Raw genomic sequence first — 22807 nt, 5'->3', positions numbered from 1 at the left:
AAGAAGGAAGGTGGAAGGGTATGAAACGATTCCGTATTATTATGTTGAGTGTTGTGCTTTGTGTTATCTTCACAGGCTGTAAAGGAACCATCAGCAACGATGTAGAGATCGACTATGGAGTTTCCACAAAGTATTCCAGACTAGAACTTGAAAAAGCGGTAAACGTCATAAAAAAAGATTTTGTACGATCATTTGAAGATTGTACGATGGAACGTTTGGTGTATGCCGGGGATAAACAATCAAAAGAACATGGAGAGTACTATACAAAAGCAGATACCCTTTTGTTTTTCATGGATTATAAAACCGGCAACTTTAGCAGTGATACATTAAATAAAAACAGTGAATATCCTGAATGGCAGATCATGTTAGTAAAAGATGCATCAGGAGTCTGGAAAATATATCCTAGTGGTTGCGGATATGGATAATAAGATGGAATATAAATATTTGACAAATGTGTGATGAAAGGCCAGAAAAACACTGGCCTTTTTTCTTGTGAAAGATAACATCAAAATACAAATGTCCATCATTTGGTGTGATACATATGTTATTTTGCGGTGAAAACTGATATAATAGACACATAAAAGGAAGTGGACGTATGCGCTTTTTAAAGAAATTCATCGTTTCATTCTTGGCAATCACCTTAGCTGTTTTAACAAGCTTTGTTAATGGTACATATCAGCTGAAAGCGAAGACCTATTTCTTTGCTCGCAGCAGCGCACCTTCAAAAAGTGATTTTCATTATTATTCGGATCAAAATATATATTATAAATATGATTATGGTATGCCCAATTGTACGGCATATGCGTGGGGAAGAGCCTATGAAATATTAGGAGAACCCCCACAATTATCTACCGGGATGGCGAAAGAATGGTACGATTACAATGCAAAACATCATTATTATGCGTATGGTTCTATACCTAAGGTTGGCAGTGTGATGTGTTGGAATGGAGATTGGGGAGGTCATGTGGCTATTGTGGAAAAAATTGAAGGAGAATATCTGACCATTTCCAATTCCAGTTATGGTGGGGAAGCCTTTTACACACAGACCAATACCTTCGCATATCTAAAAACGTATTATCCGGGATTTCAAGGATTTCTCTATTTGCACGATTTTACACCTGCCGTCAATCTTGCTAAACCGAAGCTAAGGGTTAGCCGTTCAGGGATGAATTACACTTTTCAATGGGACAAAATAGCCGATGCTACTACTTATCAGATTGATGTATGTCATGATGCGGAATGTGAATTAACTGACGAATTTGTTACAAGCAAACTCACCTTCACCAAAGCATTTGCCGATCAACCTTACTGGGTAAGAGTACATGCACAACATGGTGACTTTGCTAGTGTTTCTAATACGGTGGGAGTGAATCCGGCAGCATATCATCTGATGGGGACAAAGCAAAATCTAGGAACGCATTTTTATGCCCAAATTGCATTTGGTGATATCTATGTAAAAAATGTTAACCATACGGCAATGTTGGAAACAGCGACAAATGATGACAAAGGAATATACGAATTTATACGTCAAAAAGATGGCAGCTATACGATAAAAGATACGAAAACTAAAGAATTACTGACCTCTATGCGACAAAAAAATAATGTAGATTTATTTTTTACAAACATAGATGATACAAAGAATCAGGCATTTTTTCTTCGAAAGTTAAAAAAAGGTTATGCATTACAGCCTAGTGATACAGCTTATGCTGTATGCGGGGTAAAAGGAGAAAAAGCAGAAAGAACAACGCCGATACAAATAAACAGGATAGCCTTGACGACCTCACAGAGCTTTAGGATACAAAAAGGCGGAATCACATTGCCTGTTAACGTAAATGCGTATAAAGGTAGTTATGATGGGAAAGCACACAGTATCTCATTACAAAATGTACCTGCAGGCTCTACGATTACTTATCGTACCAGCACCAAGAGTGGATGGTCTTCAAAGAAACCAACTAGAACAAATGCAGGTACAACAATGGTTTACTATCATGTGATGAATCCACATTATGCGCAAGATATGTATGGCAGTGCAGAGATCATCGTACATAAAGCGAATTGCAAAGCTCGTATCAATGATTATAAACATACATATGATGAAAAGAAACATACGATTTCTATCACAAAAACACTACCAGGCTCAACCATATATTATCGCACTAGCTTAAAAAAGGATTGGACAAAGGAAAAGCCAATGAGAACGAACGTTGGCACGACAAGCGTGTATTATAAAATTAGCAATCCTAATGCAAGAAAGACAATCACCGGCAAAGCCAATATCACAGTATCGAAAGCTACGCAAAAGCCAAAGATAAAAGGATATAATGGCAACTATGACCATAAAAAGCATACTCTTTGTATGACGCAGATAAAACCCCATTCAACAATCTACTATCGTAGCAATACAAAGAAAAAATGGTCGAAGATAAAACCTACACGCACAAGCGTAGGTACAACAAAGGTTTATTACAAAATTACCAATCCCAATTATAAAGATGTAAGTGGGAGTGTTTCCATCATCATCAAGAAAAAACCCTGATATTATAGAGGAATGTACCATCTTCATCACAAAGAAAGCAGCTTATAAAAATGAGGCTGCTTTTATTTTATGTGAAAAAATGAAAATCGAAATCCTTTGCCTTTTTACTTTTGCTAAAGAACGATTTATGATATCATAAGAAACGTAAGAAATGAGGAATTGGATGGAACTGAAACTGATTGATTTAGTAAAGAAAATGGAAGAGGATAATCCCGATCTTGTCTATTTTGAACAAGGCTCTTTTACCATGAAACCGGTATATCGCAAGCGCAGCAATGTTTTGCATATGGAATTGGCCTTACCTAAGCTATTGCCTTTTCAGGTATGGCATGTTTTTTGTATGCGTTTAGCAAAAATTACTCGTTGTAAAACCGAAGTATATCTTACCGTAGAAAACAGTGATACGTCGATCTTAGAAGTAAGTGAATATATTCAGCACTTTGTCAGTCTGCATCCAACGTTGCGTATTTTTCAGGACAGTCTGCCATCCTTAGAGAAAAAGTATCTGATTTATCATATTGCGAATGAAACTGATCGTGATATCGCAATTCAAAATAAACATCTGCTTGAAGAGTTTTTGAAAAACTGTGGCTTCCAATTGGCAATTACGGTTGAAGAAATGAAGGTCAGCGTAAAGATTCCAACGGTGAAGATGAAAGAGGAAGCGCCTAAGCCGACACAAGTATATGAAGAGAAAAAAGCCTATAGCTTTAAACCTAAAAAGAAAAAGGGCTTAGATGGGTATGTGCCCTTTTCCATTCATGACATTAGTGAAGAATGTCATGATATTCGCATCCATGGGAAGATCTTTGACAGTGAAGTAAGAACTTTACGAAATGGCAAGGATATTCAGACACTGTGGATTGCGGATGACGATGATGCCATCATCATGAAGCGTTTTGAACGTGGTTCTATCACAAAAGAAGTTCTTAATGAAATCGGTGCTGGAGATTGTGTCGTTGCATATGGACGGGTGGAGTTTGATTCCTATTCTCGTGAACTGGTCTTTATGCCGGATGTGATCCAGAAGGTACCTGAAGTCAAACGTGTGGATGAAGCAGAAGAAAAGCGTGTAGAGTTACACGTACATACGAAGCTATCTGAAATGGATGGAGTATGTGATATCAGTGAGTATATCAAAACAGCGAATGAATGGGGCTGGGATGCGATTGCGTTGACTGATCATCGTGTTGTTCAGGCATTTCCTACTGCACAGACGGTGGTTGATGGCATTAACAAGAAACGTGAAACACCGATGAAGATCTTATATGGTGTGGAAATGAATATGGTTGACCCTATGTTACAGATCGTGCGCAATGGGGATGACACGGAACTGGAAAAGGGAACCTATTGTGTATTCGACTTAGAAACGACCGGTTTATCTTCGCGCTTTGATCATATCATTGAGTTTGGCGGGCAGATCATGAAAGATCGCACCTGCATCAAAAGCTTACAGCTGTTTGTCAAACCACCGATTGCCTTAAGTGCATTCACAACTGAATTAACCAATATTTCAGAAGAAAACATGAAGAATGCCAAACCGTTTGCGGAATGTGTCGATGAGATTCTGGAATTTATCGGTGATAGTATCTTAGTTGCCCACAATGCCAGCTTTGACTATGGCTTCTTAAATGCGGAATTAGAACGTATCGGCCGTAAGCCATTAATGAATCCGGTCATTGATACCTTGGATCTGGCCCGCAGTATGATGGATCGCAAAGGTTATCGCTTGGGCAATCTGGCACGTCAGTATGGTATTCGCTATGATGAAGATGTAGCCCATCGTGCTGATTATGATGCTGAAGTGTTGGCTCAGGTCTTTATGCATATGTTAAATGATCTAAAGCATATCAAAACCTTGAAACAGTTACAAGATATGCAAGATCCTGATTGTTTTAATAAAGTCAGAGATAAGCATGTGACTATCCTTGCGAAAAACATGGCAGGTTTAAAGGAATTGTTTGAGCTGATTACACTCTCGCATACGGAATATTTAAGCTATAATCGTAAAAGTACAGCAAATGTTGTCGCAGAACCGCGCATCATTCGTAAAGAAATAGAAAAGCGCCGGGTGAACGGCAATTTATTGATCGGCTCTTCCTGTGTGAATGGGGAAGTTTTTGACATGGCCCAGACGCGCAGTGAAAAAGAGTTAGCGGAGGTCATGCAGTTTTATGACTACATCGAAATACAGCCACTTGCCAACTATCGTTTCTTAGTTGAACGCAATTCTATCGTAGATGAAGCGCGGTTAAAAGAAATCTTGCTGTCCATCGTGGAAAAGGCAGAAGAGATGGGAAAAATCGTCGTGGCAACTAGTGATGCGCATTATGTGCATCCTAATGAAAAGCTGATTCGTGACATTTATATCAATTCTCAGGCGATTGGCGGTATGCGCCATGCCTTATATATTTACAATCAGGAACGTCGCCGCAAGTTTAAAAGCCCGGATCAGCATTTGCGTACCACGGATGAAATGTTAAAAGAATATGCTTGGTTGGGTCAACAGCGTGCTTATGATATGGTCATTAAGAATACCAAGGCGATAGCGGATCAGATTGAAGTGATACGTCCGGTTAAGGATGCTTTATATCCACCGGATATTGAAGGTTCTGATCAAAAGCTAAGAGAAATCTGTTTTGAAAATGCCCATAAGAAATATGGTCCTGTCTTACCGGATATCGTGGAGAAACGCTTAAATCGAGAATTGGATAGTATCATCGGCGCCGGTTATTATGTGGTTTACTATATTTCTCATTTATTGGTAAAGAAGAGCTTGGATGATGGATATCTGGTAGGTTCGCGAGGTTCGGTAGGATCTAGCTTTGTCGCTACGATGTCAGAGATTACTGAGGTAAATCCTTTAGCACCTCATTATGTCTGCCCGAAATGCCATTATGTAAAGTTCTTTACCGATGGCAGTGTGTTAAATGGCTATGATTTACCAGATATTGAATGTCCGAATTGTGGAGAAACAATTCGCGGTGATGGACACGATATTCCTTTTGAAACCTTCTTAGGTTTTGAAGGTGATAAGGTGCCGGATATCGACTTGAATTTCTCCGGTGATTATCAGCCCAATGCCCATGCCTATACCAAAGAAGTGTTTGGTGAAGACCATGTATATCGTGCCGGTACGATTGGTACGGTAGCCGAAAAAACGGCGTTTGGTTATGTGAAAGGCTATGAGGAAGAAATGGGAATTGAAGGCAGTATGCGCAATGCCCAGATCTTGCGTTTAGCAAAAGGTTGTGAAGGCGTCAAACGAACGACCGGTCAACATCCAGGTGGCATCGTCGTCGTCCCATTGGATTTAGATGTGCATGATTTTACACCGGTACAATATCCTGCCAATGACCCGTATGCGGAATGGAAGACGACGCATTTTGACTTCCATCAGATTCATGATAATATCTTGAAATTTGATATCCTTGGTCATGTGGATCCTACAGCGATGAAGATGTTGGAGCGTATGAGCGGAATTGATGTAACGACCATTCCTATGAATGATCCAGAAACCATGAGTATCTTCTCTAAGGTGGATGCATTAAAAATAGATACTAGTAAGAATACCGAAGAAACCGGAGCTGCCGGCTTACCGGAGTTCGGTACACCGTTTGTTCGTGGAATTCTGGAGTTAACACGTCCAACCACATTTGATGAATTATTGAAAATATCCGGTTTATCTCATGGTACAGATGTATGGTTAGGCAATGCCAAGGATTTAATTGATGATGGTATTTGTACATTGAAGAGCGTAATCGGATGTCGTGATGACATCATGGTGTATTTATTGCACAAGGGCTTGCGTCCAAAACTGGCCTTTACGATCATGGAAAGTGTTCGTAAAGGAAAAGGACTGAAGGATGAATGGATACCGGAGATGAAAGAAAACGGGGTGGAAGACTGGTATATTGAATCTTGTAAAAAGATCAAATACATGTTCCCGAAAGCCCATGCCGTTGCCTATGTCATGATGGCCATCCGCATTGCTTGGTTTAAGGTGCATGAACCGCAATATTACTATTGTATGTTCTTTAGTATTCGTTGTGATGCATATGATATTGAAACAATGATCAAGGGAGAACAATCCATTCGTAAAAAGATGCAGGAAATTGACTTTAAGTTGCATGACAACGCGCAGAAAAAGGATGTCACCAAGAAGGATAAGGATACTTATAATACTTTAGAGCTGGCATTGGAAATGACATTGCGTGGTTATTATTTCGCTAATATTGATTTAATGCGTTCCGCCAGTCGTGATTTTATTGTCGATCCAGAACGACCTAACTACATTATTCCTCCTTTCACCAGTATTGATGGCTTGGGAGAAAGTGTTGCGGATACTGTTGTGGAAGCTCGCAAGAATGGGGCATTCTTATCCAAAGAGGATTTACAGCGAAGAACCGCCTTAAGTGGTACGCTGATTAAAAAACTGGAGTCGATGGGGGTTTTAGAAGGTTTACAGGAAGAAAATCAGATGTCCTTATTTTAAAAAGCTGAATCATATACGATTAGAAACAAGCAACAACAGGAAAATCATAGAAAAGGCTTATCACCACATATGATCGTAATCAAAGTGTGTGGGATAAGTCTTTTTTGATGATAAGGAAAAGTTTTATGAGATATGTGTTCCTAAAGCACATTGCATAGGAGAAAAAGATTTGTATTTGTCACTATGTAAAGATAATGCTATACTTTTTATGTAATTGGAAAGAGGGAGTAACATGAAAAAGGAGAAGGGCAGTACTCGTCATATTTTAGAGAGTGAAGGAAATTTTAAATATGTGTTGATCATGGAAGGCTTGGCTTGTGGATTACTTGCCGGATTGATCGCCATTATCTATCGTTTGCTATTAGGCTATGCGGAACAGTTTATTGCCTTTATGGCATCCGTGATTTGGGATAACCTTCTCTATATTATAGGGTGGTTTCTCTTTTTGTTAGTGCTTGGTGTTTTGATTGGCTGGTGTTTAAAACAAGAACCATTGATTTCAGGAAGTGGTATCCCCCAGGTGGAAGGAGAAATCATTTCGTTTCTTGATCAAAAATGGTATAAAATATTGCCTTATAAAATTGTTGCTGGGACCTTATGTGCTTTTGGAGGGTTATCGTTAGGGCGAGAAGGACCAAGTATTCAATTAGGAGCGATGGGTGGCAAGGGTATGTCACGTATTTTTCATCGCGTGAAGATGGAAGAAAAATTATTATTGACTTGTGGTGCAGCGGCAGGACTTAGTGCGGCATTTAATGCGCCTTTGGCAGGTGTCATGTTTGCCTTGGAAGAGGTACATAAAAACTTTTCCGTTTCTGTTTTAGTTTCGGTCATGTGTGCCAGTGTTACCGGTGATTTTCTATCACAATATGTGTTTGGCTTAGAACCGGCATTTCATTTTGTAGTCACAGAAACTTTACCATTAGGCTATTATGGAAGCATTCTGTTGTTAGGCATCATTTGTGGTTTATGTGGTGTCCTATATAATAAGATGACGTTAAAGTTTCAGGATTGGTATGAAAAAGTGCCAAGACTAAAAGCCCATTATCGTGTTTTGATTCCTTTAATGATTGCCGGTGTGCTTATGCTCATCCTTCCTGAAGTGTTAGGCAGTGGGCATACGATGATCGAGATGTTAAGTGGAAAAGAGCCATTGCTCTTAAAAACCTTGATTTTATTGCTGGTAGTAAAATTTATCTTTTCTTTAGCTAGCTTTGGCAGTGGAGCACCGGGTGGCATCTTTTTCCCATTGTTGGTGCTCGGCAGTTTTGTAGGAGCCATTTATGGCCTTATCGCCATACAGTATTTTCAGATTCCTGAGATGTATCTGGCAAACTTTATTATCATGGCCATGGCTGCTTTCTTTGCGGCAATCGTACGAGCACCGATTACCGGTATTATTTTGATTGCGGAAATGAGTGGCACTTTGACGCATTTATTACCTTTAGCGCTAGTTTCCTTATGTGCTTACTTAACGGCCAATATATTGAATTGTGATCCCATTTATGAAAGTTTATTGCATAAGCTTTTATGGAAGAATGGTGTGAATTTAGATGCGTTTCAAGGAAAGAAACATATCGTTGAAGCCGCAATTGAAATCGGCAGCGAGGTATGTGAGAAAAAGGTCAGTGATATTGCCTGGCCGGGCAAATGTCTGATTATCAGCATTCATCGAGGAAATGCCGAAATTATTCCTAAGGGAGATACTGTCTTATTTACCGGAGATACATTAATGGCTTTGATCAATGATGAGGATGCTCCTTATGTGCAACATGCTTTAGAAAAATTATGTACTAGAAAGTTATCGTAATGGTTGTTACTTAGAAAACGAATAAAACTTAGTCGTTTTCTGTATATATCGATGTTATGGATTGTAGGAAGCACCATTAATTTTATGACCTATGAGGCGTTACATGATGTCTTGCTTGCATCCTACCTTTTGCTGTTTTCTATATACCTTATACCTTGTCAATTTGGCGTTGTGTGGATTTGCTTGTGCATTGCTGATGAAATATAATGTTACTTTTTTTCCTGAATCGTTTTGTCGGAGTAAAAAAGATGAAATGAAATAAAATGATAAAGTCATGGAACACCATGGCTTTTTTTGCGGCGTTAAGCATAAGAAAAACAGAAATGTTGTTGAGAAGCAATTCGTTTTACAAATGATGTAAGAGAGAATTCATCTGCTTCTTGCGTATTTCAACTTATATGCCACATAAGATACTCAGAAAAAACTGGAAAGAAAGGAGATTTTGTAAGCATTTGTAAAAAAGCGACAAATAAAAGTTAGAAATTATCTATACAAATAGCATAAAAAGCGATATAATGGTGGAGTAAAGTAGCACAAAGTGGTGGAAAGTGGAGGTAAACGTCATGTTCATGGGTGAATACGCACACAATATTGATAAAAAAGGGCGTATCATCATTCCGGCAAAATTCCGTGAAGAACTAGGCGATACGCTCATCATCACACGCGGTTTAGACGGCTGCTTAAGTATTTATACAAAGGAACAATGGCAGCTCATTTATGAACAGCTGATGAAATTGCCATCCACCAAGAAAGATGCCCGCATGTTTGTACGTATGATGACAAGCAAAGCGGCAGAATGTGAAATTGATGCACAGGGAAGGATCTTAATCCCATCCTCATTAATCAAACTTGCGGATCTGACAAAAGAATGCCGTATCATCGGTGCTGCTAACCATGTGGAAATCTGGTCCAAAGAGCGCTGGGAACCACTGGATGAAGATGGTGATGCTGCATTTGAAGAGATTGCGGAAAATCTTACGGAGTTTCTATTATGAACAAACATTACAGTGTCTTGCTGCAGGAAAGCATAGAAGGACTACATATACAACATAATGGCATTTATGTGGATGGAACGCTGGGTCGAGGAGGACACAGTTGTGAGATCTTGAAACAAATTCCTGACGGTCACTTATATGCATTTGACCGTGATGCCAGTGCGATTGAAGAATCGACACCAAGACTATTGCAGGTGGCAGATAACTTCACATGCATCCATAGCCCATTCTCTCATCTGAAAGAAGAACTTTCGGCTTATGGTGTAAATAGAATTGATGGTTTGGTACTGGATTTAGGAGTAAGTTCTCCCCAATTCGATGAAGCAGAACGCGGCTTTTCTTATCGTTTTGATGCTCCATTGGATATGCGAATGGATCAAAGTCAGGCATTAAATGCTTATGAGATCGTAAACACTTGGAGCTATCAAGATTTAGTAAAGATTTTTTATACCTATGGAGAAGAGACGTTTGCTAAACAGATTGCGCGCAATATTGAAAAGAAACGCATAGATAAACCAATTCGTACAACCTTTGAATTGGTAGATGTTATTAAGGCATCACTTCCGGCAAAGGTACTGAATAAGAAAGGACATCCTGCGAAAAAGGTGTTTCAAGCGATACGGATTGCCGTAAACGATGAATTACGGGAATTAGAAGAAGTGTTGCAAGAGGCCTTGCAAATGCTGAATCCTCATGGACGAATTTGCGTGATCAGTTTTCAGTCGTTGGAAGATCGTATCGTAAAAGAGGCTTTCCAAACAGCAAGTCGTCCTAAGCAATATGACAAGCGCATTCCTATCTTACCAAGTGATATGGAAGAAGCGCCCTATAAACTCATCAACAAAAAACCAATTACCGCGCAAGAAGAAGAACTGATGGAAAACAACCGCAGTCATTCAGCGAAATTAAGAATTATAGAAAGGATAAGGTAAGTAACAATGGCAAAGGCGAAATTAGTAAAACGAAAAAGAAGATTCCGTATCGAAGGTGTGGCAACACTGCTGTTGACACTGGCAGTGCTGTTATTTTTAGGTGCGCGTATCGGATTGAAATCGTATAACTATAACCTTTCCATTGAAGCTAGTAAGGTAGAAGAAAAAGCAACAACCTTAAAAGAAACTGTTAGTAGTCTAGAAAACGAAGTAAATAAATTAGAAAATCGTGAACGTGTATTAGGCATGGCAGAAAAAGATGGCATTAAAACGAATCAGGATCAGGTCGTTGTCATGGGGGATGAGGACAAGAAGAACAATGAGTAAAGGTGGATGACTATGAATCCTAGAAGAAGTAATCGTACATTGGCAGGATTGCTAATCATCATGATGGTAATAGCAACACTCATTTTATCAAATGTGCTTTTTACTATGGTGACGCAGAAGCATTTTCGTAGTGGTGTCAATGTAAAAGATTTTAAAGAACCCGATATCTCTAACACAACGGTATTAAAAGGAAACCGGGGGACGATTTATGATCGCGGTGGAGAAGTAATCGCACAGGATGAAGATACCTATACGCTTGTTGCGATTTTGGATAAAAGTCGCAAAGGAATCGGCAATGTGCCGGCATATGTAAAAAATGTGGATAAGACGGCGCGTTTACTAGCACCAAAGCTAGATATGAAGGAAGATTCTATACGTGATATCTTACAAAATGCAATTGATAATAAACAATATCAGACTGAACTAGGAACAAAAGGAAAAAATCTTTCCAAAAGTGTAAAAGAGAGCATTGAAGCATTAGAATTACCTGGTATTACATTTACCAAGTCAGTGGAACGCAGTTATCCTACGGGCACATTTGCTTCGCATTTAATCGGTTATGCACAATATAATGAACAAAGCGGTCAAATCGAAGGACAGATGGGATTGGAAAAATCGTTGAATACTTTTTTACAAGGAGAAGACGGTATAGAGGTTTACCAAAAAGATGCCAATGGCAATATTTTACCAGGAACAAAATATACGAAAAAATATGCGAAGAATGGAAATGATGTGTATCTTACCCTAGATCGCAATGTACAACTTGCTTTACAAAGCAGTCTGAAAAAAACGATGAAAGAAGTTAAAGCCGATCGTGGTTGGGGACTGGTCATGGAAGTGGAAACAGGTAAGGTGCTAGGCTGGGCTGGTTTACCGAGTTTTGACTTAAATAAGCGCGATATAAAAGATTATCTGGATGTACCAAGTCAATACTTATATGAACCAGGTTCGGTTATGAAAGGCATTACTTACGCAGCCGCATTAGATAGCGGTAATTATCCATATAATAAAAAATATGATAGTGGGGTCTTTTATTTTGGTACAGATGAAAAAGGAAAAATTTATCGAAGTGCTACAAAAGTAGGCGGTATTCAGCCGATTTATGATGCATTAAACAAGAATTATGGCACGATTTCATTTGATAAAGGTTTTATTGTATCCAGTAATATCGCTATATGTGAATTGCTTACTAAATATATGGATCCAAGCATCTATCAGGATTATGTATTGAATAAATTTAAATTTAATCAAAAAGTTGATATTCCTTTTGTGGAAAACAGTAAAGGAAATATGAACTTTACTTATGCTTCAGAAAAGCTGAATACTGGTTTTGGTCAAGGTATTTCTGTAACAGCTTTGCAAATGGCACAGGCTTATACAGCAATTTTAAATGATGGCAAGATGGTGCGGCCATATGTGGTGGAACGTATTATTGATGCCAGCAGTGGCAAAACGATTCAACAGTATGACACAAAGCAAGTAGGACAGCCAATCTCAAAAAAGAGTGCAGATTATGTAAAGAAACTTATGAAACAGGTAATTGACGATAAAATGGGAACTGGTCATATACGTTATAGGATGGACGATGTTTCTATTGTCGCAAAGACCGGTACTGGACAGATCGCCAATGAACACGGGCAGTATGGTGATATTTATACGAACTCTGTTATGGCAGCGGCGCCGGCAGATGATCCCAAAGTCATGGTTTATTATGCGTTTGAAAGTTCTGAGTATTTAAGCTATTCCGGTGATCCTTTTAAAGAAGTGATGAAGGCTGCTTTAGTTGCGGAAAACATTACAGGGGAAGAGGGACAGAATCAGGAAACAAAAAAACAAAATCATGTGGAATGGAAAGAGTATACAATGCCATCTTTAGTGAATCACACATTGCGTTATGCAAAACAGAAATTAAAGGAAATGGATATAGATACCGTTGTTATTGGCAATGGAAATAGTATCGTAGCACAATTTCCGAAAGCTGGAGATGCTATTATGAGCAATCAACGTATGTTTTTGCTGAGTGATGGGGCGAAAATCGCTATGCCTAATATGAAAGGTTGGACAAAAAAAGATATTACTGCCTTTTGGAATCTGACTCATATTGAGGTACAGATGGAAGGAAGCGGCAGTGTGCGTTCTCAGAATGTTAAGACGGGGAAAACCATTAGTAAGGATACGATTATTAAAGTCAAGATGAAATAAAAAAACAGTGATTTCTCTTTGGAAAAGATTTATCTATGTAAATCGTTAAAAGAGGAATCACTGTTTTTAATGTTTGAAACAGAAACAAATGATAAAGAAAGAATATGGCTATCGGCTATGTTTCACCTTCATCATGTTTAGCATAGATGCTGTTGCAGGATTGGTAAGTTTTAAACTGTATCATGCAAGATGGTACTAAGAGCACATAGTTACATAAGGGTGCATGAAAATGCGATATGGTTAAGAAGGTAAAACAACAAAGACATGTTTTTGCTGAAATAGGCATACACTGCAATGAGGTGAGTGTATGATACGAGGAAAGGTCAAAACAAGGATTTCCATCATCTTTCTATGCGCTGTTGTAATTTTTGGCTGCATCCTTGGAAAACTGGGCTATGAACAGATCTTTCATCATACGGATATCATGGAGAAGGCATTGGATTTATGGGAACGTGATTTTACCGTTGCCGGTTTGCGGGGTTCTATCTTAGACAAACAAGGGAAGGTATTGGCCCATGATATACCATCGACATCGGTTATGGTCGTACCGGCACAGATTAAGCATCCTGATGAAACCGCAAAACAATTAGCACAAGTGTTAAACGCAGACGAAAAAACCATAAAAACAAAAATTACGAAACATGTCTCAACACAGAAAATCCAACCAGAAGGTCGGTTGATTAGTGATGAGAAAGCACGCAAGTTAGAGGCCATGGATTTGGAAGGTGTCTATCTGGTACAAGATTCTTTGCGTAACTATCCGAATAATAACTATTTGGCTCAGGTATTGGGGTTTACCGGTATTGATAATCAGGGGCTGGCAGGCTTGGAATTACAATATAATGATATTTTATCAGCCAAAAGTGGAGGATTGAATATTCCTTTTGATGCGAAAGGGCATAAAGTAGAACTGTATCAGGAAACTTATGAAGCTCCCGGTAGGGGCATGGATGTACAATTGACAATAGATGCCAAAATTCAGGATATCGTGGAACGAGAAATGAATAATTTGATGAAACGTTATCATCCTAAGTCAGCATTGGCATTAGCAATGAATCCGCAAACAGGAGAAGTGCTTGCTATGGTATCAAAACCAGATTTTGACCCAAATCATTATAAAGATTATTCCAGTGATGTTTACAACCGGAATTTGCCGATTTGGAAAAGTTATGAACCAGGTTCTACTTTCAAATCCGTGATTTTCGCAAGTGGTTTGGAATTGAAATTATATGATATGTTTAAAGACACTTATGATGATAAGGGGTATGAGATGGTTGGCGGTGCCCGCATTAAATCTTGGAAAGCAGGCGGTCATGGGCATCAGACCTTTCTTCAAGTGTTAGAAAACTCAAGTAACCCGGGCTTTGTGGAAATTTCACGACGTATGGGCTTGGATAGGGAATATGAGTATGTGACTAAATTTGGTTTTGGACAAAAGACCGGCATTGATCTGCCGGGGGAAAGTAAAGGTATTATGTTCAAAAAAGAAGTGATGGGTGAGCTAGAACAGGCTACAGTTGCTTTTGGCCAGGGACTGAGTGTAACACCGATTCAATTGGTAACGGCTTTTTCGGCAGTTGTCAATGGCGGCACTTTGTATACACCATACATTACCAAAAGCATTAATGATCCCATTACCCATGATCCGATACTAGAATTTAAACCTACCAAGAAACGTCAGGTAATCAGTGAAGAAACAAGTAAACTTATGCGCTATGCATTAGAAAGCGTTGTGGCAAATGGGGGAGGAAAACCTGCCTATATGGAAGGCTATAAGATAGGTGGTAAGACTGGAACAGCACAGATAGCGGAAAATGGAGTATATTCCACAAGTAATTATATTCTATCGTTTTTATCCGCAGCACCTATTGATGATCCTCAAATCGTGTTATATATTGCTGCCGATAGTCCACAAAATGATATTTTATATGGAGGTACGGTCATTGCGCCAATTGCGAAATCTTGTTATGAAGATATTCTTCCTTATTTAAAAGTGGAAAAAGCGGAAAAACAGATACCCAAAAAGTTAATTTGGCCAGAGACTGAAAATATCAAAGTTAAAAATTTTGTTGGGAAAAAGAAAAAAGATGTGCAGCAGGAAGGTGTGACCTTCACTTTTCTTGGTGAGGGAGATACCGTACTTGAACAAATGCCGGTAGATGGAACGACCCTTCCGGCAGAAGGTGGGGAGGTTTGGATCTATCTTGGCGATGACAAGGTTAAATGAACTATTAGGCATGCTTCATATCGCATGTGATGACACACGCATCTTGCAAGGTGTCAGTGATGATAGTCGCAAAGTTAAAAAAGATTGGCTGTTTGTCTGTCGAAAAGGGATTACCCATGATGGCGCTGCTTATATAGATGATGCTTTACGAAAAGGCGCAGTTGTATTATGTGATAAAAAAAGGAAATGGCGAAAAAATGGACAAAAAGTAGAAGCAACATCTCATCAGGAAAAAGAACAAGTCTATGCGTGTGAAGATGTAGAAGCGATTGCACAAGCACTGATTGAATTATACTTTGGTGATTTGTGTAAACACTTGTGTGTGATTGGTGTCAGTGGAACGAGTGGGAAAACCAGTGTTGCCTGTATCATCACACATATCTTACGGAAACAACAGAAAAAAACCTTTCGCATTGGCACCCATGAGATAGATGATAATCAACATATACAAGCGATTCCAAACACTACACCGGACTCTTTCACTTTAGCTAATCTACTAAAAGAAGCAATTCAACAAGGCTTTACGCATATTGTTATGGAAGTGAGTTCGCATGCAATTGATCAGAATCGTATTTGTTTTATGAGTTATGATGCTATTGTTTATACAAACATTACACAAGATCATTTGGATTATCATTTCACGCGTACACATTATATGTATACAAAATTTAAGTTACGCCGTTATTTGAAAAAAGATGGCTTTATTATCATAAACAAGGATTTTCCTTATTTAATGAAATTACAGCACTTAAGTGATGCTAAACTCATAACTATCGGCTTTGATGCTGCCCATTTCACCATTGAGGATATGCATCTTAGTGAACAAGGCGCCATCTTTACAATCAATGGATATTCTTTTGTTATTCCTTTGTTGGGCAAGATGAATGTTTATAATACAACCGAAGCTATTGCCCTGTGCCATATGCTTAATATCACCTATGAACAACTGATTGCCAGCTGTCAAGATCTTCCATATGTAAGTGGGCGTATGGAATTGATGAAAGGAAAAAAACATACGGTCTTATTAGATTATGCACATACACCGGATGCTGTGGAAAAATTAATGGAATTCGCACGGTCTATTTGTCAAGGAAAGCTCTATATTATCGTCGGATGTGGTGGTGAGCGTGATCGCAGCAAACGTAAACTAATGGCAGATGCAGCTTGTAAATATAGTGATATGGCGATTTTTACAAGTGATAATCCACGTCATGAATCACTATCTACCATCCTTTTGGATATGTGTAAGACCACTTATCAAAATTATGAGGTAGTAGAAAATCGCTATTTTGCGATAAAATACACTATTAAAATAGCAAAAGAAAGTGATATAATAGTAATCGCTGGAAAAGGGAATGAAAAGACACAGGATGTGGAAGGCAGGATGTACCCCTTCGATGATGCGGACTGTGTAAGAAAACGTTTTGCGAAGGAGGAACTATTTTGGAAATAAAATATTTACTTGCATTCGGATGTAGCTTGGTATTGACACTGTTGGTAATGCCCAAGCTCATTCCGTTTCTACATAAAATTAAATTTGGACAAAGTGTGCGTAAGGAAGGTCCAAAAAGCCATATGGCAAAAACCGGGACACCAACCATGGGCGGCATCGTGTTTGTCCTAGTGCCTATATTGGTCATGGCCATCTTAAACTATAAGGCTTTTCTAACACCAGAAATGCTCATTGTCGTCTTCGCCTATTTAGGATATGCTTTGATTGGCTTTATCGATGATTTCTTAATTGTCGTAAAGAAGAATAACGATGGCTTAAAACCATCCATGAAGTTTTTGATGCAAAGTGTGTTAGCAGTAATCTTTTATTTTGCTTATACCCAGATAGCAAAAACTACGATTCAGATTCCTGTACTCCATATGACACTGGAATTGGGGTTCTTATATTTCATCTTGATTTTCTTTATGTTTACATGTGAAAGTAATGCGGTGAATTTAACAGATGGTCTGGATGGCTTATGTGCAGGAACTTCCTTAATTGCCATTGCACCATTTGTCATCTTTGCTTTATTACAAAAAAACAATGATCTGGCGATGTTTCTATTAGCGGTAAGTGGTGCCTTGCTTGGTTATTTACGCTTTAATATTCATCCTGCCAAAATTTTTATGGGTGATACGGGTTCTTTGGCCATTGGCGGTTTGTTGGCAGCTAGTGCGATGATTCTGAAACAGGAAATTTTGTTAGTGCTGATTGGCGGAGTCTTTGTGATGGAATTATTAAGTGTGGTTATTCAGGTAACCAGCTTTAAAGCGACCGGAAAACGTGTATTTCGGATGTCTCCCTTGCATCACCATTTTGAACTAGGTGGTATGAAGGAAACCAATGTCGTATTGATGTTTTGGTGTATCGGCTTAATCTTTGCGGTTGTTGGATTATGGCTGGGGGTGCTGTAATATGAAACCAAGTGTATTAGTTATCGGTGCTGCCAAAAGTGGTGTTGCCGTAGCCAAACTGTTAAATCGTCATGGTTATGCTGTCATCATCACGGATATGCAGGAAATTAAAGAAAAAGCTGAATTGCAAGAACGTGGTATCCAAGTTTATGAAAAAGGTCATCCGGATATATTAAAACGCGAGGATTACGCGTTTATTGTAAAAAATCCCGGTATCAAATATACAGTGCCATTTGTAAACTACTTTGTTCAACATCAAGTTAAAATAGTAACCGAAGTAGAAATCGGATATCGTTATGCATCGCATTTTCATTATGGAGCGATTACTGGCACAAATGGCAAAACCACGATTACGACTATGCTCTATGAAATGCTGCAGAGAAAAGGGAATGCGATTGTCGCAGGCAATATTGGCTTTCCATTATCCGCTTTGGCCTATGATTTTGAAGAGGAAGAAAAATATGTGGCATTAGAACTTAGCAACTTTCAGTTGTTAGGTATTGAAACTTTTGCACCAGAGGTCAGCGTTGTCTGTAATTTAGCACCAGATCATTTGGATTATATGCCATCAGTTGAAGCATATTATGAAAGCAAGATGCGGATATATGAAAATTGTCAAAAAGAGGACTGGTTTTTAAGAAATGTCGACGATCCTACAGTAGTTGCCTATGCGAAAAATATTCCTTGTACCACTATTGATTTTTCATTAACGCGTCAAGATGTGGATCTGTATCGCAAAGATGGCAAGGTATGGCTACATGATCTCATGCTGTTTGAAGAAAGCCGTTTTCCTATTGTCGGTGATTATAATTTATCGAATGCGATGGTCGCTGCCTGTATGGCCTATAAGCTTGGTGTGTCTTTAGCGGATATTCAAGCGACGATTGCTAGTTTTCAACCAGTCGAACATCGTTTAGAATATATTGGGGAAAAAGATGGGGTTAAATTTTATAATGATAGTAAAGCAACAAATACACATGCAGTTACCGCAGCTTTAAGCAGCTTTGATAAAAATATCCTACTGTTAGCGGGAGGACATGATAAAGGCATCAGCTTTCTAGATTTAAAACAATATGATGATCGGGTAAAATGCTGTATCGCATTTGGTGAAACTAGAGAGCAATTTAAACCAATTTTCACGCATGTGGAAACTGTTGAAACAATGCAAGAGGCATTGCATACCGCAATCGCCAAGGCCCAAAGTGGAGATATCATTTTATTATCGCCGGCATGTTCCAGCTATGATCAATTTCCTAACTATGAGGTCAGAGGTACATTGTTTAAAGAAATGGTGCGGGCATATTTGGAAAAGGCCTAAAAACCTTACAAAATCGTTATAAAAAAACGATACTATCGACTTGCGTTTTATGGCAATTTGCGGTAGTATGAAAAAAATCTAAAAGGAGAAAAACATGTTTATAGAAATCTTAAAAGCTGCGCTATATGGAATCCTTGAGGGCATTACAGAATGGTTGCCCGTCAGCTCTACCGGCCATATGATCCTGTTTGAAGAAATTCTTCCCATGAAAGTATCAGAAAACTTCTGGAATGTTTTTTTGGTAGTCATTCAACTGGGGGCGATTTTGGCGGTCGTTTTACTGTATTGGAATAAAATATTTCCTTTTAACTTTAAAAATAAGAATCGTCCTTTTATCCGCTATGATATCATGAACTTATGGGGCAAAATTTTGGTTGCTTGTATCCCGGCTGCCATCGTTGGTATCGCATTTGATGACATCTTGGAGAAATATCTGTATACATCAGTGGTCGTAGCGACAATGCTGGTGTTGGTGGGTATTGCCTTTCTTATTATTGAAAATCGTAACCGTCATAAACGGGCAAGAGTGACTAGTTTGCAGGAACTAAGTTATGTAGACGCACTTAAGATTGGCGTGTTCCAGTTAATTGCAGCTATCTTTCCGGGAACTTCACGCAGCGGGGCAACTATTTTAGGCGGCTTGATGATTGGGGTCAGTCGAACAATTGCGGCAGAATTTACCTTCTTTTTAGCAATTCCGGTCATGTTTGGCGCAAGCTTATTAAAATTGCTGAAATTTGGTTTATCCTTTACTGGTGCTGAATTAGCAATCTTATGCACGGGCATGATCGTAGCCTTTCTCGTTTCTGTCATCGTTATTCGCTTCTTGATGAGCTATATTAAGAAACATGACTTTAAGATCTTTGGCTATTATCGTATTGTTCTAGGCGTTGTTGTCTTAGCCTGTTTCTTTATGGGAATCATTAAAATGTAAATAGAGCCATGCTGATATTCCTATATGAATATCAGCTTTTTTTATGTTGCAGCTAGCTGTGTACTTTATTATTTACCTATTACAGGTGAATGCATCGTGTTTAGCATCTTTTGCAAATTGTGTAAATACAAGAGGGTTTCTTTTGGTTCACTATTTGTTTGATACACGGTTTGTTTCTATACATATTTTTTGTTTTTATGCCAGTAAAAAAGCTGTCGCTCATGTGCCCCTTTTCATGATACATTAGGGTGTTTACATGTACGACAGCAGGAAAATGGTTATTTAGAAGATCTGGAAACCGATTTTCTTTTTTACTTTCATTAATTTTTTATGCGCAAAATAGCTGGCTTTCTCATTACCTTCTTTAATAACTTTTTCAGCAGCACCACTTTTTATGATTTCATGGTACTTTATTTGCAATTCCGTTAAAAAGTCAAATACAGCCTGTCCAACTTCCTTTTTCAATTCTCCATATCCTTTGCCTTCATAACGAGCTACGATATGATCAATTTCTTCGCCATTTAAAGAAGATAAAATCGTCAGTAAATTGGCAATGCCTGGCTGCTTTTCTGGTTCATATTGAATGATGCCAAGAGAGTCTGTAACAGCTGACATAATCTTTTTACGTGCAACTGCAGGCTCATCTAGCAAATCAATCGTACCTTTTGGATTATCTTCAGATTTAGACATCTTTTTTGTTGGATCTTGTAAGGAATAAATTTTGGCACCAACCTTTGCGACTAAAGGTTCTGGAATGGTAAAGGTATCTCCATAACGATTGTTGAAGCGTTCAGCTAGATTTCTGGTTAACTCGACATGTTGTTTTTGGTCAACTCCTACAGGAACATAATCAGCATCATATAATAAGATATCCGCAGCCATAAGGGAAGGATATGTGAACAGTCCTGCTGTTATTCCGGTCTCGCCCTTGGCAGTCTTATCTTTATATTGTGTCATGCGTTGTAATTCTCCCATATAGGAATTACAAGTCATGATCCAACCCAATTCGGCATGTTCATGTACATCACTCTGCAGGAAAATGGTGGTTTTTTCAGGATCCAGGCCACATGCTAGATACAGGGCAATGACATCTCTGGTATTTTTCTTTAATTCCGCTTTATCTTGGGCAACTGTAATGGCGTGCATATTAGCGATGAAAACAAACATTTCATAATCATCCTGGTAGGCGACAAAGTTACGGATGGCTCCGATATAATTTCCAAGTGTTAATCGCCCGGTTGGTTTAATGCCACTTAACATTCTTTTCATAATATATATCCTCTCCTAAAATAAAAAAGGTACCCAATAAGGACGCATGATGCATGCGTGGTACCAGCCTTCTTATTCATCTTCTTTATGATGAATCACTCTGTCGATAACGGTGACACCGATTCCTTAAAGGAATATGCTCCAAAGTTCCATTTCAAATAGCAGGCTGTACTGATTTACACCAACCATCAGTTCTCTATAAACAGTTTCTGTATTTTACTATACCTTCTTCATCGCATGTACTTTTCCTGTATATCATACTATCATTGAGAAAACTTGACAAGAGGTTAAATAAAAAATAGTACAGATGCAAGAAGTGTTTTATATGCCTACCTTTTTTAGTTGCACCATTAAATTCAGATACTTTGCCTACAGCAGTCAGCATAAAGATAACTCTCATCCTTTAGGATTCGTGATTTTTTTCTGAACATGTATAGTCACAAACATGAGGTATTCTACTTGCTATGCCTAATAACTTTGTTGTAATGTGCGAAAATATAAAAAAAGAAGAGATATAGCGCTGTTCATATGGTGAAGGAAGAGGGAAAAAATTCAGAATTAGGGTATTTCAAATATTGATGGAGCGTATTGATAGCTGGTAAGTATAAGGAATGGGAAAAATAAAAATTATCCAAAAATAACTTTTCTATTAATAAACAATTCGTTATAATGATAGAGTAAAGAAAAAGGAGGTCGTTGTTTATGATTATCTTGTATACCTCACCTGGATGTGCCAGCTGCCGTAAGGCGAAACAATGGCTGAAAGATAATGATATGAAATTCATAGAAAAAAACATTTTCACGACGTTGTTAAAAGAAGATGAAATCAAATATTTATTACAGCGTACAGAGAATGGAACGGAAGATATTATCTCAACGCGTAGTAAAGCGTTTCAGGAACTGCATCGGGATGTAGATGATTTATCCGTGAAGGAACTTGTCAGCATCATTCAGAAAAATCCATCTATATTAAAACGTCCGATTATGATTAATGAAAATAGTTTTGTGGTTGGTTATGATGATGATGAAATTACTGCTTTGGTACCTGCTAAACTACGCTTGACTGCTGAGAAGGCTTGTAATCCAAGCTGTGCGAATTATCCAATCTGTGGTAAGGTGCGGGAAGAAGCAGTATAATCATATCGCCATGTTAGATTTTGTATATGAGCCGTTATGACCATTCATAATTGTCATAGTTGATAGTTTTAAAATTATATACTCATATATTATAGAAATGTCATGTGAATGCATGGCATTTTTTATGTGTGGCGGGCATGCCACATATCTAGGGTGAAAATCCCTCGGGGCGTAGTTATCGACGAACCCAAGAGCGACTTGCAAGTTTCATATCGTGAG

15 protein-coding genes and 1 other annotated feature are annotated in these 22807 nt (G+C 38.5%); of the genes, 14 read left to right on the top strand and 1 reads right to left on the bottom strand.

The features are described 5' to 3' along the window. Positions 1-20 precede the first annotated feature (20 nt). The 13 genes from EDD61_RS01680 (at position 21) to EDD61_RS01620 (ending at position 20182) form a co-directional block, all read left to right on the top strand. The gene (locus EDD61_RS01680) at positions 21-425 is read left to right on the top strand and encodes a hypothetical protein (protein WP_132223507.1); all 405 of its coding nucleotides are present in this window, start codon (positions 21-23) and stop codon (positions 423-425) included. A 170-nt stretch (positions 426-595) separates the two neighbouring features. Further along, complete coding sequence (locus EDD61_RS01675) at positions 596-2536, top strand: CHAP domain-containing protein (RefSeq protein WP_132223504.1); 1941 nt, start codon at positions 596-598, stop codon at positions 2534-2536. A 163-nt stretch (positions 2537-2699) separates the two neighbouring features. Further along, positions 2700-7031 (top strand): PolC-type DNA polymerase III, encoded by a 4332-nt coding sequence (locus EDD61_RS01670; protein ID WP_132223501.1) that lies wholly within the window; start codon positions 2700-2702, stop codon positions 7029-7031. Between the two features lie 232 nt (positions 7032-7263). Beyond that, positions 7264-8841 carry a ClC family H(+)/Cl(-) exchange transporter gene (locus tag EDD61_RS01665; protein WP_008687527.1) on the top strand — a complete coding sequence of 526 codons (1578 nt, stop codon included), beginning with the start codon at positions 7264-7266 and terminating at the stop codon, positions 8839-8841. Positions 8842-9404: 563 nt separating this feature from the next. Beyond that, positions 9405-9836, top strand: coding sequence for a division/cell wall cluster transcriptional repressor MraZ (gene mraZ / locus EDD61_RS01660; protein ID WP_008687528.1), 432 nt, complete (start codon positions 9405-9407; stop codon positions 9834-9836). Further along, positions 9833-10768: a 16S rRNA (cytosine(1402)-N(4))-methyltransferase RsmH gene (gene rsmH / locus EDD61_RS01655; RefSeq protein WP_132223498.1), complete on the top strand. Its 936-nt coding sequence runs from the start codon at positions 9833-9835 to the stop codon at positions 10766-10768. The genes mraZ and rsmH overlap by 4 nt, the downstream gene beginning before the upstream one ends. A gap of 6 nt (positions 10769-10774) precedes the next feature. Next, the gene (locus EDD61_RS01650) at positions 10775-11095 is read left to right on the top strand and encodes a hypothetical protein (RefSeq protein WP_008687532.1); all 321 of its coding nucleotides are present in this window, start codon (positions 10775-10777) and stop codon (positions 11093-11095) included. A gap of 12 nt (positions 11096-11107) precedes the next feature. Next, positions 11108-13297, top strand: coding sequence for a penicillin-binding protein (locus tag EDD61_RS01645; protein ID WP_132223494.1), 2190 nt, complete (start codon positions 11108-11110; stop codon positions 13295-13297). Between the two features lie 307 nt (positions 13298-13604). Continuing rightward, positions 13605-15524: a penicillin-binding transpeptidase domain-containing protein gene (locus EDD61_RS01640; protein WP_008979410.1), complete on the top strand. Its 1920-nt coding sequence runs from the start codon at positions 13605-13607 to the stop codon at positions 15522-15524. After that, on the top strand, positions 15508-16977 hold the full coding sequence (locus EDD61_RS01635) for a UDP-N-acetylmuramoyl-L-alanyl-D-glutamate--2,6-diaminopimelate ligase (protein ID WP_132223728.1): 1470 nt from the start codon (positions 15508-15510) through the stop codon (positions 16975-16977). Before EDD61_RS01640 ends, EDD61_RS01635 begins: the two co-directional genes overlap by 17 nt. After that, positions 16968-17930 (top strand): phospho-N-acetylmuramoyl-pentapeptide-transferase, encoded by a 963-nt coding sequence (gene mraY, locus EDD61_RS01630; RefSeq protein ID WP_008687540.1) that lies wholly within the window; start codon positions 16968-16970, stop codon positions 17928-17930. Before EDD61_RS01635 ends, mraY begins: the two co-directional genes overlap by 10 nt. Position 17931: 1 nt before the next feature. After that, positions 17932-19248 carry a UDP-N-acetylmuramoyl-L-alanine--D-glutamate ligase gene (murD, locus tag EDD61_RS01625; protein ID WP_132223491.1) on the top strand — a complete coding sequence of 439 codons (1317 nt, stop codon included), beginning with the start codon at positions 17932-17934 and terminating at the stop codon, positions 19246-19248. Between the two features lie 94 nt (positions 19249-19342). Beyond that, complete coding sequence (locus tag EDD61_RS01620; protein ID WP_117548505.1) at positions 19343-20182, top strand: undecaprenyl-diphosphate phosphatase; 840 nt, start codon at positions 19343-19345, stop codon at positions 20180-20182. A gap of 282 nt (positions 20183-20464) precedes the next feature. Here the strand turns inward: EDD61_RS01620 and trpS are convergent, their stop codons facing one another. After that, positions 20465-21451, bottom strand: a complete 987-nt coding sequence (gene trpS, locus EDD61_RS01615) for a tryptophan--tRNA ligase (RefSeq protein WP_008687545.1) — start codon at positions 21449-21451, stop codon at positions 20465-20467. A 35-nt stretch (positions 21452-21486) separates the two neighbouring features. Beyond that, positions 21487-21694, bottom strand: a binding site (T-box leader). Positions 21695-22153: 459 nt separating this feature from the next. On the opposite strand from trpS, the gene spx reads away from it, so the two are divergent. After that, positions 22154-22588: a transcriptional regulator Spx gene (gene spx, locus EDD61_RS01610; protein WP_008687546.1), complete on the top strand. Its 435-nt coding sequence runs from the start codon at positions 22154-22156 to the stop codon at positions 22586-22588. The last annotated feature ends 219 nt before the right edge of the window (positions 22589-22807 follow it).

This window comes from Longicatena caecimuris (assembly GCF_004341945.1).
Taxonomy (GTDB): domain Bacteria; phylum Bacillota_I; class Bacilli_A; order Erysipelotrichales; family Erysipelotrichaceae; genus Longicatena; species Longicatena caecimuris.
This window is presented reverse-complemented; position numbering and strand designations above follow the sequence as displayed.

What these genes read in the sequence shown, in the direction of transcription:
- mraZ (WP_008687528.1), top strand. Translation starts at nt 9,405, where the DNA reads ATGTTCATGGGTGAATACGCACACAATATTGATAAAAAAGGGCGTATC.
- EDD61_RS01650 (WP_008687532.1), top strand. Translation starts at nt 10,775, where the DNA reads ATGGCAAAGGCGAAATTAGTAAAACGAAAAAGAAGATTCCGTATCGAA.
- EDD61_RS01680 (WP_132223507.1), top strand. Translation starts at nt 21, where the DNA reads ATGAAACGATTCCGTATTATTATGTTGAGTGTTGTGCTTTGTGTTATC.
- EDD61_RS01665 (WP_008687527.1), top strand. Translation starts at nt 7,264, where the DNA reads ATGAAAAAGGAGAAGGGCAGTACTCGTCATATTTTAGAGAGTGAAGGA.
- EDD61_RS01675 (WP_132223504.1), top strand. Translation starts at nt 596, where the DNA reads ATGCGCTTTTTAAAGAAATTCATCGTTTCATTCTTGGCAATCACCTTA.
- spx (WP_008687546.1), top strand. Translation starts at nt 22,154, where the DNA reads ATGATTATCTTGTATACCTCACCTGGATGTGCCAGCTGCCGTAAGGCG.
- rsmH (WP_132223498.1), top strand. Translation starts at nt 9,833, where the DNA reads ATGAACAAACATTACAGTGTCTTGCTGCAGGAAAGCATAGAAGGACTA.
- EDD61_RS01640 (WP_008979410.1), top strand. Translation starts at nt 13,605, where the DNA reads ATGATACGAGGAAAGGTCAAAACAAGGATTTCCATCATCTTTCTATGC.
- EDD61_RS01635 (WP_132223728.1), top strand. Translation starts at nt 15,508, where the DNA reads ATGACAAGGTTAAATGAACTATTAGGCATGCTTCATATCGCATGTGAT.
- EDD61_RS01620 (WP_117548505.1), top strand. Translation starts at nt 19,343, where the DNA reads ATGTTTATAGAAATCTTAAAAGCTGCGCTATATGGAATCCTTGAGGGC.
- murD (WP_132223491.1), top strand. Translation starts at nt 17,932, where the DNA reads ATGAAACCAAGTGTATTAGTTATCGGTGCTGCCAAAAGTGGTGTTGCC.
- trpS (WP_008687545.1), bottom strand. Translation starts at nt 21,451, where the DNA reads ATGAAAAGAATGTTAAGTGGCATTAAACCAACCGGGCGATTAACACTT.
- EDD61_RS01670 (WP_132223501.1), top strand. Translation starts at nt 2,700, where the DNA reads ATGGAACTGAAACTGATTGATTTAGTAAAGAAAATGGAAGAGGATAAT.
- EDD61_RS01645 (WP_132223494.1), top strand. Translation starts at nt 11,108, where the DNA reads ATGAATCCTAGAAGAAGTAATCGTACATTGGCAGGATTGCTAATCATC.